This window comes from Saccharothrix carnea (assembly GCF_003014735.1).
In the GTDB taxonomy this organism is placed as follows: domain Bacteria; phylum Actinomycetota; class Actinomycetes; order Mycobacteriales; family Pseudonocardiaceae; genus Actinosynnema; species Actinosynnema carneum.
In genome coordinates, this window is sequence record NZ_PYAX01000020.1 from 104,223 (window position 1) to 117,805 (window position 13,583).

General features: G+C 68.4%; 14 protein-coding genes. 4 read left to right on the forward strand and 10 right to left on the reverse strand.

All coding sequences use genetic code 11. From position 1 onward, the window contains the following. Positions 1 to 109 precede the first annotated feature (109 nt). On the forward strand, positions 110 to 544 hold the full coding sequence (locus B0I31_RS36015) for an ATP-binding protein (protein WP_181320719.1): 435 nt from the start codon (positions 110 to 112) through the stop codon (positions 542 to 544). Positions 545 to 551: 7 nt separating this feature from the next. Here B0I31_RS36015 and B0I31_RS36020 read toward each other — a convergent pair whose 3' ends face one another. After that, positions 552 to 914: an STAS domain-containing protein gene (locus B0I31_RS36020; protein WP_181320720.1), complete on the reverse strand. Its 363-nt coding sequence runs from the start codon at positions 912 to 914 to the stop codon at positions 552 to 554. A gap of 1,161 nt (positions 915 to 2,075) precedes the next feature. Between B0I31_RS36020 and B0I31_RS36025 the strand changes: the two genes are divergently transcribed. Next, complete coding sequence (locus B0I31_RS36025; protein ID WP_106619869.1) at positions 2,076 to 2,711, forward strand: carbonic anhydrase; 636 nt, start codon at positions 2,076 to 2,078, stop codon at positions 2,709 to 2,711. Between the two features lie 109 nt (positions 2,712 to 2,820). Here B0I31_RS36025 and B0I31_RS36030 read toward each other — a convergent pair whose 3' ends face one another. Together B0I31_RS36030 and B0I31_RS36035 are read right to left on the reverse strand one after the other, a co-directional pair. After that, positions 2,821 to 3,798: an L-threonylcarbamoyladenylate synthase gene (locus B0I31_RS36030; RefSeq protein ID WP_106619887.1), complete on the reverse strand. Its 978-nt coding sequence runs from the start codon at positions 3,796 to 3,798 to the stop codon at positions 2,821 to 2,823. A 426-nt stretch (positions 3,799 to 4,224) separates the two neighbouring features. Next, a complete protein-coding gene (locus B0I31_RS36035; RefSeq protein ID WP_245950686.1) occupies positions 4,225 to 5,274 on the reverse strand; it encodes a magnesium and cobalt transport protein CorA in 1,050 nt (349 codons plus the stop codon). A gap of 522 nt (positions 5,275 to 5,796) precedes the next feature. Here B0I31_RS36035 and B0I31_RS36040 point away from each other — a divergent pair. Further along, the gene (locus B0I31_RS36040; protein ID WP_106619870.1) at positions 5,797 to 6,426 is read left to right on the forward strand and encodes a superoxide dismutase; all 630 of its coding nucleotides are present in this window, start codon (positions 5,797 to 5,799) and stop codon (positions 6,424 to 6,426) included. 175 nt (positions 6,427 to 6,601) lie between these two features. On the opposite strand, the gene B0I31_RS36045 is transcribed toward B0I31_RS36040, so the two are convergent. The 5 genes from B0I31_RS36045 to B0I31_RS36065 form a co-directional block, all read right to left on the reverse strand. After that, a complete protein-coding gene (locus B0I31_RS36045; protein ID WP_106619871.1) occupies positions 6,602 to 7,831 on the reverse strand; it encodes a serine hydrolase domain-containing protein in 1,230 nt (409 codons plus the stop codon). 82 nt (positions 7,832 to 7,913) lie between these two features. Continuing rightward, on the reverse strand, positions 7,914 to 8,675 hold the full coding sequence (locus tag B0I31_RS36050; protein ID WP_106619872.1) for an ABC transporter permease: 762 nt from the start codon (positions 8,673 to 8,675) through the stop codon (positions 7,914 to 7,916). 9 nt (positions 8,676 to 8,684) lie between these two features. Next, positions 8,685 to 9,455, reverse strand: a complete 771-nt coding sequence (locus tag B0I31_RS36055) for an ABC transporter ATP-binding protein (protein ID WP_106619873.1) — start codon at positions 9,453 to 9,455, stop codon at positions 8,685 to 8,687. Next, entirely contained in the window at positions 9,452 to 9,820 is a 369-nt protein-coding gene (locus B0I31_RS36060) for a DUF1048 domain-containing protein (RefSeq protein ID WP_106619874.1), read from the reverse strand. The genes B0I31_RS36055 and B0I31_RS36060 overlap by 4 nt, the downstream gene beginning before the upstream one ends. Next, positions 9,817 to 10,152, reverse strand: a complete 336-nt coding sequence (locus B0I31_RS36065; RefSeq protein WP_106619875.1) for a PadR family transcriptional regulator — start codon at positions 10,150 to 10,152, stop codon at positions 9,817 to 9,819. The genes B0I31_RS36060 and B0I31_RS36065 overlap by 4 nt, the downstream gene beginning before the upstream one ends. A 786-nt stretch (positions 10,153 to 10,938) precedes the next feature. Between B0I31_RS36065 and B0I31_RS36070 the strand changes: the two genes are divergently transcribed. Next, a complete protein-coding gene (locus tag B0I31_RS36070) occupies positions 10,939 to 12,921 on the forward strand; it encodes an APC family permease (RefSeq protein ID WP_106619876.1) in 1,983 nt (660 codons plus the stop codon). 57 nt (positions 12,922 to 12,978) lie between these two features. Here the strand turns inward: B0I31_RS36070 and B0I31_RS36075 are convergent, their stop codons facing one another. Next, positions 12,979 to 13,197: a hypothetical protein gene (locus tag B0I31_RS36075; protein ID WP_106619877.1), complete on the reverse strand. Its 219-nt coding sequence runs from the start codon at positions 13,195 to 13,197 to the stop codon at positions 12,979 to 12,981. Next, a complete protein-coding gene (locus B0I31_RS36080) occupies positions 13,194 to 13,403 on the reverse strand; it encodes a hypothetical protein (RefSeq protein ID WP_106619878.1) in 210 nt (69 codons plus the stop codon). The genes B0I31_RS36075 and B0I31_RS36080 overlap by 4 nt, the downstream gene beginning before the upstream one ends. Positions 13,404 to 13,583: the final 180 nt, after the last annotated feature.

Here is a 13,583-nt window from a genome sequence, read left to right on the forward strand (position 1 = left end):
AGAACACCCGACACCGCGTGCAGCTGTGATGACCGCGCGTCGCGGCATGGTTGACGAACAGTACGGGTGGGTATCCTCGTGCCGCTCGGCGTCGTTGGCGGAGAGGCGTGTGAGGGCTGTGACGCTGCTCAGGGAAGACGCGAGCGGTCCCAGCGCGCTGACCATGGACTTGGCCGACGAGGTGCCACCGCTGACGCGGGTGCGTGGTTGGGCGCGGAGGGTGTTGTCCGACCTGACCGACGACGAGGTGGACGATTGCCTGCTGGTGGTCACCGAGTTGGTGGCCAACGCCTACGACCACGGCGAGGCGCCGCGTCGGGTGCGGCTGGACCTGTCGTCGCGACCGTGCTCGGTGCGGGTCGAGGTCGACGACGCGACCCACGGCGAGGTGGTGGTGGGGACGTCGCGGTTGGGTGAGCACCGTGGCCGGGGGATGGTGCTGGTGGCGTACTTGAGCGCGGCTTGGAGCGTCGAGTTCCACGAACGGGGCAAGACGGTGTGGGCGGAGGTGTCCTGCTCCGCACCGCCGTCCGCCGGCGGTTGACCGGTGGTCAGCGCGACAGCACCGCGGCGACCGCCTGGTCGACCGTGGCGTGCACGGCCACCACCCGGTCCAGTTCGGTGATCCGCATCGGCATCAGCACCGCGCGGTGCTGCGCCACGACGGCGAGGGACGTGCCCGCGTGCTCGGCGCGTCCGGCGGACTCGACCAGCAGTTGCAGGGCCGTGGAGCCCATGAAGACCACGCCGGACAGGTCCAGCACCACACCCTGCGGGCAGCGGTCGAGCTGGTCGAACAGGTGGACCCGCACGGGGTCGACAGTGGTCGAGTCGACCTCGCCGGTCACGACCACGACGGGAACGTCACGGTGCCGGATGGTGTCGACCGTCGCGATCCCGATGGTGTCGAGCATGGGTGCCTCTCGTCGAAACGTACGAGAACCGGCAACCGAGCTGCTGCTCAACCCGTATCGGCGCTCCGCGGCGGATCGGTGAGGACGCGCCGATACCGACAGTACGTGCCTACTGTTGCCGGCACAATCGACCGTCCGCCACTCCATCGATCCGATCACATCGGGACTCCGTCGGGTCCGGGGATGCGGTGCCGGGCCAGTACGTCCTCGAATTCGCCGCGCTCGTGGGCGGCCAAGAGGTCGCGGGCGGTGTCGCGCAGTTTGAGGTTGGTGTGCCGGGAAGCCTCACCTGAATCGCGTGTTCGTAGCCGGCATCTGTCGCCCGCCACTCACGTGTCCGGAATCACTCGGACGTGGAGGCCAGTGCTCCGCCGAGGGAATCGGCTCGCATCTAGACCGTGTTCGAAAGACCGGGAGTTCACCGTTCCCCGTATTTCGACCAGTCGATCTCCGATCACACCCTGGTAGGCGAACGCGCCCCGCGTGCCCAGGTCGGATTCCACGAGGGAGAGGTCGAGGACGGCGGCCCAGTTGACCAGGCGTTCCAGCATCTCTGTCGCTGGGCATGGTTCGGGCACCACGCCGCGCAGGCCGCCGTGTGAGTCGATCTCCCAGTGCAGCCCTCGGCTTTCCAATACCGGCGCGACACCGGTCCCGTACTGGTTTAGAGCGTCGGTCAATGCTGTGTTCACGATTCGTGTCAGCGGTGTCAAGGGAGGGCACCAACTCTCCGGACGCGGGTCGTTGCTGCCTTCATCATCTCCACACGCACTGCGACACGATCGGGTGATCCGGTCTCCTCGTGCACAGGGTCGTCCCGACTCCGTGTCGGAGCGCCCTCGATTGGTGGTCGGCGTCCCGAGGCCGTCGGTGTTACGCAGGAACAGGTCGTCGGCGAGTTGTGTCGAACGAGGAGGGCGGTAGCGATGGCGTCGGGCTGATCAGTGCCGTACGTGGGACCGAGCTACCCTCGAGGACTCCGTTGCGGCACGATCGCGTCCCAAGGGACAAGGCGAAGACGGCGCGCAACGTCGCGGTAAGCAGGGCCAACCTGGTTGAACCTCTGACGATAGCCCGGCGAATCGGCGACGGTGCCGAGAAGCTCCGGCATCAAATGATCATGTGGTGCGGTGGTGTGAAGGCTTGACCTAGAATCCGGACATGCCCGAGATCCACTCCACGGCCCCCCGGGATGCTTTCGAGTTGCTGCTGGCCGGCAACCGGCGTTTCGTGTCCGGCGCGCCGGAGCACCCGAACCAGGACGCGGCGCGGCGCGCCGAGATCGCCCCGGCGCAACGCCCCTTCGCCGTGCTGTTCGGCTGTTCCGATTCCAGGCTGGCCGCCGAGATCATCTTTGATCGCGGCTTGGGTGACCTGTTCGTGGTGCGCACCGCGGGCCACGTGATGGACGCGCAGGTGCTGGGCAGCATCGAGTACGGGGCGGAGGTCCTGGACTGCCCGTTGGTGGTGGTCCTCGGCCACGACGCCTGCGGCGCGGTCAATGCCGCGTGCGCCGCGGTGGACGAAGGCGCGGTGCCCGCCGGCTACATCCGGGACGTCGTCGAGCGCGTCACGCCCAGCGTGTTGGCGGCACGGGCCGCGGGCCGCGTGGAGCCCCGGGAGATCGTGGCCGAGCACGTCAGCCGCACCGTCGACCTGCTGCTGGAGCGGTCGCGGTTGCTGGCTGACCGGGTGGCCGCCGGCCGGACCGCCGTGGTCGGCCTGTGCTACCGGCTGGCTGACGGCAGCGCGCACGTCGTCGCGGCCCGTGGCTTGGAGCACGTACCCGCGACCTGATGCGGCCGACGGTCGACGCCGCCACCGCCGCCGGACCGCCAATCGTCGACCAGTGGCCGGTCTGCACGATCCGGTGGCACAGCGGGCAGTCGAGAGGTCCGGTGCCCGGTCATCGGGAGGGGCGGGGTCCTGCGGCTCGGCGGAGGCGGTTGGCGATCGCCAGTCCCAGCCCGTCCTCGGCCGGCAGGCAGGCGATGATGAGGTCGCACCCTTGCTGGTCGAGTTCGCGCAGGTAGCCGTACAGCCCGCGCGCGTAGGCGGGCATCGAAGCGGGGACGGCGATCACGGCGTGCGTTGTCACCGGTGCGTCCGCGGCGGAGGGCGGGAGCAGGATGCCGACCCGGTGACCCCGCGCCCTGGCGCGTTCGCCCTCGGCGTGGACGTGCTCGGGTTCGACCAGGACGACTCGCGCCTGTGGCGCGTAGTGGGACGGGTGTTGGCCCGGCACCCGGACCTGGCTGGCCGAGTGGACCGGGAGCGGATGTCCCAGCACGGTCTCGAGGTCCTCGCGCGTCACGCCGCCCGGCCGGAGGATGGCGGGGACGTCGCCGGTGGCGTCGACGATGGTCGACTCCAGGCCGACCTGGCAGGGACCGCCGTCGAGGACGAAGTCGACCGCGTCACCGAGCTCCGCCCGGACGTGGTCGGCGGTGGTGGGGCTGACCGAGCCGAAGCGGTTGGCGGACGGAGCCGCCACCGCGCCGCCGAAGATCGTCAGCAACGCGAGTGCGACGGGATGGTCGGGCACGCGCACGGCCACCGTGTCCAGGCCACCGGTCGCTTCGAGCGGCACCCGGCGACCGCGCCGCAGGACCAGGGTCAGCGGCCCCGGCCAGAACCGTTCGGCGATCAGGCGCGCGGCGGGGGGAACGTCCTGGACCCAGTCGTCGAGGTGCTCCGCACCGCCGATGTGGACGATCAGCGGATGGGATGGCGGGCGTCCCTTGACCTGGAAGACGCGCTTGACGGCAGTGGGGTCCTCGGCGTTCGCGCCGAGACCGTAGACGGTCTCGGTCGGCACGGCCACCAGGCCGCCGTCACGCAGGACACCAGCCGCTTTCTCGATGTCAGTGGTTGGAGCGGACACCACGCGATTCTTCCACCGCGACACGAGCGATGGTCCTGGGGTCCACCGGCGGACACGGGGCGACGGTGAGGGCTCTGACGATCGTCGCGTCCTTCGCGCCTGGGGTCCGGTGTGCCGGCCTGGAACTGCGGACGGAGTTCGCGAATGTCGTGGGCGTGTTGGTCGACCACGACATGTGGGCAAGGTCGTGTTGCACCTGCCGTCCAACGCGCTCAAGTCCACCCTCTGCGGTCGGATCGACCTCGTGCCGCGGGCCAGGGGTGGCGGAAGGTGCTGGTTGATGAGTGGGTTTGACGCCTTCATCTTCCGTCGGGAGCCGCACCCATGCCGAGGGAGATCTGCACGATGATCAGTGTGATCCAGGCGAGCAGGAACAGCACCACCCAGAACGTGGGTCTGGTCAGCATGGCAAGCCTCCTGCGCCGGTCACAGCCATCGGTTGCGCTTGAACAGCCGGTACAGCACCAGGCATGCGGCCAGGGTGATGGACAGGATCAGCGGATAGCCGTACTTCCAGCGTAGTTCGGGCATCTGGTCGAAGTTCATGCCGTAGGTGCCGAAGACCATGGTGGGCACGGCGATGATCGCGACCCAGGCGGAGATCCTGCGCATGTCGTTGTTCTGCTGCAGCGACACCTTTGCCAGCGTGGCGTCGATGAGGGTGGTGAGCAGCTCGTCGAATCCGGTGACGCGCTCGGTCACGGTGGTGAGGTGGTCGTCGACGTCGCGGAAGTAGGAGCGCACCGTCTCGGGGATCAGCGGCCCGCAGTGGCCCTCGCTGAGCTTGCGCAGTGGCCCGGCCAGGGGCATCACCGCTCGTCGCAGCTCCATCAGCTCCCGCTTGACCAGGTACATCTGTTCGATGCCGATTTCGCTGCGCGGGGCGAAGACCGCGGCCTCGACCAGGTCGATGTCGCCCTGGAATGCTTCGACCACGTCGAGGTAGCCGTCCACGACGCGGTCGGCGATGGCGTGCAGTACCACCGCAGGTCCTGTGGCCAGCCGCTCAGGTTGGGCTTCCAGTTCGGTGCGCAGATTGCCCAGCGCGGAGTGATTGCCGTGGCGGACCGTCACGACGTAGTCACGCCCGAGGAAGACCTCCAGCTCGCCGGACTCGACGATCTCGTTGGCGGTCGTGGGCGACTCGTGCTCGACATAACGCAGCGTCTTGAACACCATGAACAGGTTGTCCTCGTAACGCTCCAGCTTGGGCCGCTGGTGGGCGTGTACCGCGTCCTCCACGGCCAGTTCGTGCAGCCCGAACGCCTCGGCCACGTCGCGGATACGGTCCTCGTCGGGCGCGTAGAGGCCGACCCAGACGAACCCCACACCGCGGGTGCGGACCTCAGCGACCGCGTCCCCCGGTGTCCAGTCACCGGGCAGCCGGACACCGTCGACGTAGACGCCGCAGGCCACCACCGCGTCGGGCGTGGTCGCCGCCGCCATGTCGGAGCCACCGCCTGCGGGGATCGCCATAACGCCGATCATGCCGCACGCGCACGCGCGCACCACTCGACCGGGTGACGCCTTAATGCGCTCCTGATGCCGACCGGATGTCCACGTCACCAAGAAGTACGACGGGCGAGGTGCCTTGAACTGCGGAAACGGTTCGACCCGTTCCCAGGGTCGGTACATCAGGTTGCTGGTGGTGCGCAGGTGTGGAGTCGGACGTCGAGGAACTGTCGACGTGTGGAACTCCGAAAGGGCTGAGGTGTGCGGGTGATGAAGGAAGCGTGTCGTCAACCTCGACGACGTGGGCACACGATGGTGGTGGTGCGGCGGTGACGATCATGATCGGCTGTGGCCGGATCGGCGAGTTCACAAGGGCGGCCAACGTCCGACGACGCGGCGTTGGCCATCGGTGAGGGCGGCCCGCTGGTGGCGACGCGATGCGAGCGAGAGCCCCCGTCCACCGACTTCGACGCGTGACGCAGTTGCCAGAGAGTTGTTCTTGCTACAGAGTGGCAATAAGTTTTCGCGAAGTTCCAGGAGCGTCTCATGAGCCAGTACGTGCTGCCGGACCTGCCCTACGACTACGCGGCGCTCGAACCCGCGATCACCGGGGAGATCCTGGAGCTGCACCACAGCAAGCACCACGCCGCTTACGTCAAGGGCGCGAACGACACTCTGGAGCGGTTGGCCGAGATCCGCGAGAAGGACGACTTCTCCGGCATCGTCGGCCTGGAGAAGACCTTCGCGTTCAACCTGTCGGGGCACGTGCTGCACACGATGTTCTGGGACAACCTGAGCCCGGACGGCGGCGACCGGCCCGACGGCGAGCTGGCCGCGGCCATCGACGAGCACTTCGGCTCGTTCGACGCCTTCGCCAAGCAGCTCTCGGCCGCGACCACCCTGGTGCAGGGCTCGGGCTGGGGCGTGCTCGCCTGGGAGCCGCTGTCCCGGCGCCTGGTCGTCGAGCAGGTGTACGACCACCACGGCAACGTCGGCATGAACACGACCCCGGTTCTGGTGTTCGACGCGTGGGAGCACGCCTACTACCTGCAGTACCGCAACGTGCGACCGGACTACGTGCAGAAGCTGTGGTCGCTGGTGAACTGGGCCGACGTGACCCGCCGCTTCGACGCCGCGCGGGCGGGCGGCTCCGGGCTGATCGCACCGTCGAAGTAACCCTCTCGGACCGGCAGTGGGTGCTCCGACAGATCACGCACTGCCACCGCCGTGTCCCCGCCTTCACCAGGAGGCGGGGACACGGTTTGACGAACAGCGACCACTCCGGCGCCGGGACGGCAGGTCGATCGTCAGGTCACGCACCGCCCGCAGTCGTGTGATGCGGGGTCCTTCGTCACCGGAGGCAGGATCGAACTGCTTCGGCCAGGTTCGCCGCGCGTGGGTCGTCGGGGCGGTAGTTCCAGAGGTTGGTGACGTAGCCGAAACCGACCCGGGCGTCGGGGTCGCCGAAGGCCGTCGACCCGCCGGAGCCCGGGTGGCCGAATGAGCCCGGCCCGACCATCGGCATCGGTGGGCAGGCTCGCCAGAAGCCGAGCGACATGTTGAAGGAGCGTTCGGCGGGGATCTCCAGGCCCGGCGGCAGCCCGTACATCCGGGTCTTGTCGGTCTGGACGGCCGTCATCGCCTCCACCGTCGCCGGGTCGAGCAGTCGCACGCCGTCGACCTCGCTGACCGTGGCGGCGTACATCCGCGCCAGCGATCGCGCGTCGGAGACCATGTTCGCGGCCGGGAACTCCGCCGCGCGCCACTCACGGGTCCGGAAGTACCCGGTCGCGGGGTCCATGGCGCCGCCGAGCACACCGGCACGCATCTGGACGGCGTCCGGGCTCCACATCGACTGGACCCACGCGGTGACGGTGTCCGCGTCGAGGCCGGTCGTCGCGATCATCCCGGCGAGCAGTTCCTCCAGGGTGAACGGCGCGGCGTCCTCGAAGTGGGCCACCCGCGGCTCGTGTTCCTCGGGCAGCCCGATCCAGGCGCTCAGCCCGAGCGGGGCGGCCACCTCCTCGGCGAAGAAGGTGCCCAGTGACTTGCCGGTGATCCGGCGCACGACCTCGCCGACCAGGAATCCGTAGGTGACGGCGTGGTAGACGTGTTCGGTGCCCGGTTCCCACAGCGGCTTCTGCGCTTCGAGCGCGCGGATGACCGGGTCCCAGGAGCAGGCCTGCTCGAACGTCAGCGGGCCGTCGACGATCGGCAGACCGGCCTGGTGGGACAGCAGCCAGCGCACGGGGATGCGGTCCTTGCCCGCGGCGCCGAACTCCGGCCAGTACCGGGTGACCGGGGCGTCGAGGTCGAGCTGACCGCGCTGGACCAGCAGGTGGGCGCAGATCGCGGTGGCGCCCTTTGTCGTGGACGCGACCTGGGCGATGGTGTCCCCGGTCCAGGGGCGGTTCGCCTCGCGGTCAGCGAGGCCGTCCCACAGGTCGACGACGGGACGGCCGTCGACGTACACGCAGCACGCCGCGCCGACCTCGCCGGGGTTGCCCTCGAAGTTCGCCCGGAAGACGTCGGCGACCTTGCCCCAGCCGTCCTCGACACCGGGGCTTGTCGTGCTTGCCATGTTGTGATCCTTTCCAGGGGTGCGCGTCCGCGGTGAACGGCGTCCGATGCGGATGTCGCCGATCCGCCGGAGGCGGGCGGAACTAGGAGATCCTGCGGCGGTAGGTGATCGTGGCCAAGACGTAGGCGACGATGAGGATGCCGACGCACCAGGCGAGGGCGATCCAGATGTCGGTGCCCACAGGCTGTTCGGTGAACAGGCCGCGGATGGTGTTGACGATGGAGGTCACCGGCTGGTTCTCGGCGAAGGCGCGCACCGGGCCGGGCATGGTGTCCGTCGGCACGAACGCGGAGCTGAGGAACGGCAGGAAGATGAGCGGGTAGGAGAACGCGCTCGCGCCGTCGACGGATTTCGCGGTGAGGCCGGGAATGACGGCCAGCCAGGTCAGTGCGAGGGTGAACAGGAACAGGATGCCCGCGACCGCGAGCCACTGCGCCACTCCCGCGCTCGTGCGGAAGCCCATCAGCAGTGCGACGAGCAGGACGACCACGAGCGAGATCAGGTTGGCCACCAGCGACGTGACGACGTGCGCCCACAGCACTGAGGACCGGGCGATGGGCATGGACTGGAATCGTTCGAAGATGCCGCCCTTCATGTCCAGGAAGAGCCGGAACGCCGTGTAGGAGATGCCCGAGGCGACCGTGATGAGCAGGATGCCGGGCAGCATGTACTGCACGTACGAGTCCGAGCCGGTGTCGATCGCGCCGCCGAAGACGTAGACGAACATCAGCATCATGGCGATCGGCATGATCGCGGTGGTGATGATGGTGTCCGGGCTGCGGGTGATGTGGCGCAGTGATCGTCCCAACAGGACGCCGGTGTCGCCGAGGAAGTGCTTGGCCATCATGGCTCCTTACTTCTTGTCGCCGACGAGCGCGAGGAAGACGTCTTCCAGGGTCGGCTGCTTCTCGACGTACTCGACCTCGGCGGGCGGGAGCAGCTTCTTCAGTTCGGCGAGGGTGTCGTTCACGATGATCCGGCCCTCGTGCAGGATCGCGATCCGGTCTGCGAGCTGTTCGGCTTCGTCCAGGTACTGCGTGGTGAGCAGCACCGTCGTGCCCTGCGCGGCGAGTTCCTTGACCGCCTGCCACACCTCGATGCGCCCCTGCGGATCCAGCCCGGTGGTCGGCTCGTCGAGGAAGATCACCGGCGGGTTCCCGACGAGGCTCATCGCGATGTCGAGGCGGCGGCGCATGCCACCGGAATAGGTCGACACCTTCCGCGAGCCCGCGTCGGTCAGCGAGAAGCGGGCGAGCAGGTCGTCGGCGATCGTGCCGGGGTTCTTGAGGTGCCGGAGTCGGGCGACGAGCACGAGGTTTTCGCGCCCGCTGAGGATTTCGTCGACGGCGGCGAACTGGCCGGTGAGGCTGATGGACTCGCGTACGTCCGCGGCCTGCGTGGTGACGTCGAAGCCGTTGACGCTCACCGTGCCCGCGTCGGCTTTGAGCAGCGTGGAAAGGATCTTCACGGCCGTGGTCTTGCCGGCGCCGTTGGAGCCGAGCAGGGCGAAGATGCTGCCGCGCGCCACGTCGAAGTCCACGCCGCGCAGCACCTCCAGCGCTTTGTAGGACTTCCTGAGGCCCTGCACGCGGATCACAGGTCCGGTGGTCGGTAGGGTGGTCACGACGAGGTCTCCCCGGATGCGTCTTCGGCCTTCTTGATGGCGTTGGCCAGCCGTTCCCGCTCCCGGGTGATCCAGCTGCCCTTGGTGTAGTTCTGGAGGAACGCCTCGACGAACTCCACGGGGTCTTCCCCGACGATGGCGCGGATGGGCGTTCCGTCCGCCGCGGCGCGTTCGAACAGGTCGGCCAGGTCCTCGAACATCGAGGCAGCGCCGTCACCGTCCGCCGACCCGAAATACATCAGGTACCGTTCCAGCGCGTCGACCGCTGTGCGGTAGTTCTCGGGCAACTGTTTCGTGCGCGCCTTGTAGGCCCGCCAGCGGCGCTTGTCGCCGATGACCTTCGAGGCGAGTTCTGCGATGTTCATGGTCGGGCATCCCCTTCGCGGAGCTTGTCCAGTCGTTCCGCGAGGAAGCTCCAGGTCCTCCAGAACTCTTCGAGGTGTTGCCGTCCCTGGTCGTTGAGGGAGTAGACCTTGCGCGGCGGTCCCTTCTCGGACGGGACCTTCTCCACGTCGACCAGGCCGCGCTGCTCGATCCTGATGAGCAGGGCGTAGACGGTTCCTTCGGCGATGTCGGAGAAGCCCTGGTCGCGCAGCCACGCGGTGATCTCGTAGCCGTAGGCGGGCCGGCCGGCCAGGATCGCCAGGACGATGCCGTCCAGCACGCCCTTGAGCATCTCGGTCACCTGTTTGCCCATGGAACACCCCCTTCCGACTACTACTTAGTGATGATGACTACTGGTACCTAGTAAAGCTGACTAGCTCTGGTGGCGCAAGTCCCACGGGATGGCGAGAGGTGATCACGGTGTCGAGGGTCGGCTTCCGACCTGACACGGAACGGTCATCGTGCTGACACCGTCCTTGGCACGGTGTCAGCACGGCGGCGTGGTTCGACCGCGTACGACCGCGCGCATCGATCGGTGGTCTCGGTGGCCGTCCGGCGATCCCAGGGGCCTACCGCGCTGCCGTCCCGGAAGTGGCGTGGTTGCCGGCCGTGCGGCAGGGCGCGTCGTCACCTTGAGTCGATTCGGCGCCCACGCCGAGGCGGATCTGCGCGGTGACGGGGCAGGTCGGACAGGAGGGAAGGCGGCGACCCCGAGGGCGGCGTCGAGGTGGAGCTGTTCGACGTCGGTCGGGGGGCAACTCTTGCTTCACGGGTCAACCCGTCCTGGGCAATGGCAAACAGGTCGCCTCACGGCGTTCCGGCTGAGAACCCCGTGGGGTACATGTCGCGCTCTTCCGGTTCGCCAATCCGGGCAAACCGGAACCAACGCGCATCCCGGACACCGGATCGGTGGAAGTCGTTTTTGCGCGATCTTTACGCGGGACAACGCCCGTTTTCACGTCGCCGGCATCCGGAGGGAAGTTGACTGCCGCTGTGCAGACGAGCCGGACGCCCTGCGCTGTCCGGTCCGTCGCCGTGCACCCGCCGCGCGGTGGTCGCATGCTGTGCCCGACGAAGTGATCACAACAGGAGACCCTGCATGTCCGACACGCCGGAGTTCGCTGTCCCCGACCGGGTGGACAGTCCGGTTCGACCGTCCGCGCCGTCGTCCCGGTTGGGGCGGTGGTTGCTGGAGCACCGGGTGCAGCCGGTGGGGCCGGCCAGTGCCGAGCAGCACGCCAAGCCCCACACCTGGTGGAAGGTGATGTGCCTGACCGGGGTGGACTACTTCTCCACCCTGTCCTACCTGCCCGGTATCGCGGCGTTGGCGGCGGGCGCGATCTCGCCGCTGGCGACGTTGCTGATCGTGGCGTTGACGCTGTTCGGGATGTTGCCGATGTACCGGCGGGTGGCACGGGAGTCGCCGCACGGGCAGGGCTCGGTGGCGATGCTGGAGGACCTGCTGCCGTTCTGGCGGGGCAAGCTGTTCGTGCTGGTCCTGCTCGGGTTCGTCGCCACGTCGTGGATCATCACGATCACCCTGTCGGCGGCCGACGCGTCGGTGCACGCCCTGGAGAACCCGCGCGTACCGGAATTCCTGCACGGTCACGAGGTCGCGGTCACGGTCGTGCTGCTGGTGATCCTCGGTGGGGTGTTCCTGCTCGGGTTCAGCGAGGCCGTCGGCGTGGCCATCCCCCTGGTGGCGGTGTTCCTGCTGCTCAACGCCGTGATCGTGGTCGCGGGCGTGCTGGAGGTGATCTCCGAGCCGGTCGCGCTGGACCGGTGGCTGGATGCCCTGACCTCCGGCGGCGGGGGACTGCTCGGCGTCATCGGGCCGGCTGTCCTGGCGTTCCCGCTGCTGGTGCTGGGGCTGTCCGGGTTCGAGACCGGGGTGAGCATGATGCCGTTGGTCGCCTCGGACGGCCGCACCGAGGCCGAGCGGCTGGAAGACCGCATCCGCAACACCCGCAAGCTGCTCACCGCCGCCGCGGTGATCATGTCGGTGTACCTGATCGCGACGAGCTTCGTGACCACGGTGCTGGTGCCGGTGGAGGAGTTCCAGCCCGGCGGGGAGGCCAACGGCCGTGCCCTGGCCTACCTGGCGCACGAACTGCTGGGGGAGTGGGTCGGCACCGCCTACGACATCAGCAGCATCCTGATCCTGTGGTTCGCCGGTGCCTCGGCGATGGCCGGGCTGATCAACATCGTGCCGCGCTACCTGCCCTCGTACGGCATGGCGCCGGAGTGGTCGCGCGCGGTGCGCCCGGTCGTGCTGGTCTACACCGCCATCTGCATCCTGATCACGGTGATCTTCCAGGCCGACGTCAACGCCCAGGCCGGCGCCTATGCCACCGGCATCCTGGCCATGATGGTCTCCGCCTCGGCCGCGGTGACCCTGTCCGCCGCCCGTGCCCGACGCAGGCGTGCGGCGATCGCCTTCACCGTGCTGACGCTGATCATGCTCTACGCCCTGGTGGAGAACGTGATCGAGAAGCCCGACGGCATCACCATCTCGTTCTTCTTCATCGTCGGCATCATCGCCGTCTCCCTCGTCTCGCGGATCAGCCGCACCACCGAACTGCGCGTCGACCACATCGAGTTCGACGAGGCTGCGCGCCGGTTCGTCACCGACTCCATCGCCCATGACGGTGAGCTGACCCTCATCGCCAACCGGCGACAGGCCGGGGACGCCGCGGAGTACGCGGACAAGGAGGTCGAGCAGCGCGGCGCGAACCCGGTGCCCGGCCAGGCCGACGTGTTGTTCCTGGAGATCGACGTGGTCGACCCGTCGGACTTCAGCGACGTGCTCAAGGTCTGCGGTGTGGAGGTGGGCGGACACCGCATCCTGCGGGCGCAGAGCCCCGCGGCCCCCAACGCCATCGCCGCCGTTCTGCTCGCCCTGCGCGACACCACCGGCCTGCGCCCGCACTGCCACTTCGCCTGGAGCGAGGGCAACCCCCTGGGCCACCTGTTCCGCTACCTGCTGCTGGGCCGCGGTGACACCGCGCCGGTGGTGCGGGAGATCATCCGCACCAACGAACCCGATCCGGACCGCCGCCCCGGCATCCACGTCGGCGGTTGACGACACCGCTGTCGGTTGGCCTGTGAACCGTCGCGAGGTGTGGCGGTCGTGGGCCTGTCAGGTGGTGCTGTCGAGGAGGCGGGTGTCCCGGCATCGGATGTCCGCCTCGTCCGTGTCGTCGTCCTGACCGGGGGGAGTCTGCACCGCTCGGATTGCGAGGGCGGTGGCCAGGAACGAGGTGATGATCAGGAGCGGGTAGCCGAGGTCGTCCACGTGTCCAGCATCGTGCTCGCACAACGTCTCGGATCGCACCTGTATGCGGTCTTTGCGGATCACCGCCGCATGTTGACGGCGGTCGTGCGGGAGGGTGGAGAGGCGTCGAGGATCGGGACGAGGCCCGCGTCGGGATCGCTGCGGGAGGCATCGGCCTGTTCACCGATGGCTCCGGCGAGTGCCGTGGTGCTGCTGTGGCCGATCGTCACGGCGTGGCCAGCGAAGCACTTGTGGTTCCGGCTCAGGAGCACGGGCGCGCAGTAGGTCACCGGAGTGCTCGTCGGGGTGGGCGACGTGCACCGCCTCCACCCGGTTGCCCGGCGACAGGCCGCCGTGATCGCCTCCTTGGCCGATTAAGGGCTGTCACGTAACTCGGTGACGGGTCGTCTGGACGGATCGGGGATCATGATCGGGTGCAGGTGATCTCGGCGTCCCGGTCGGAGTGGATC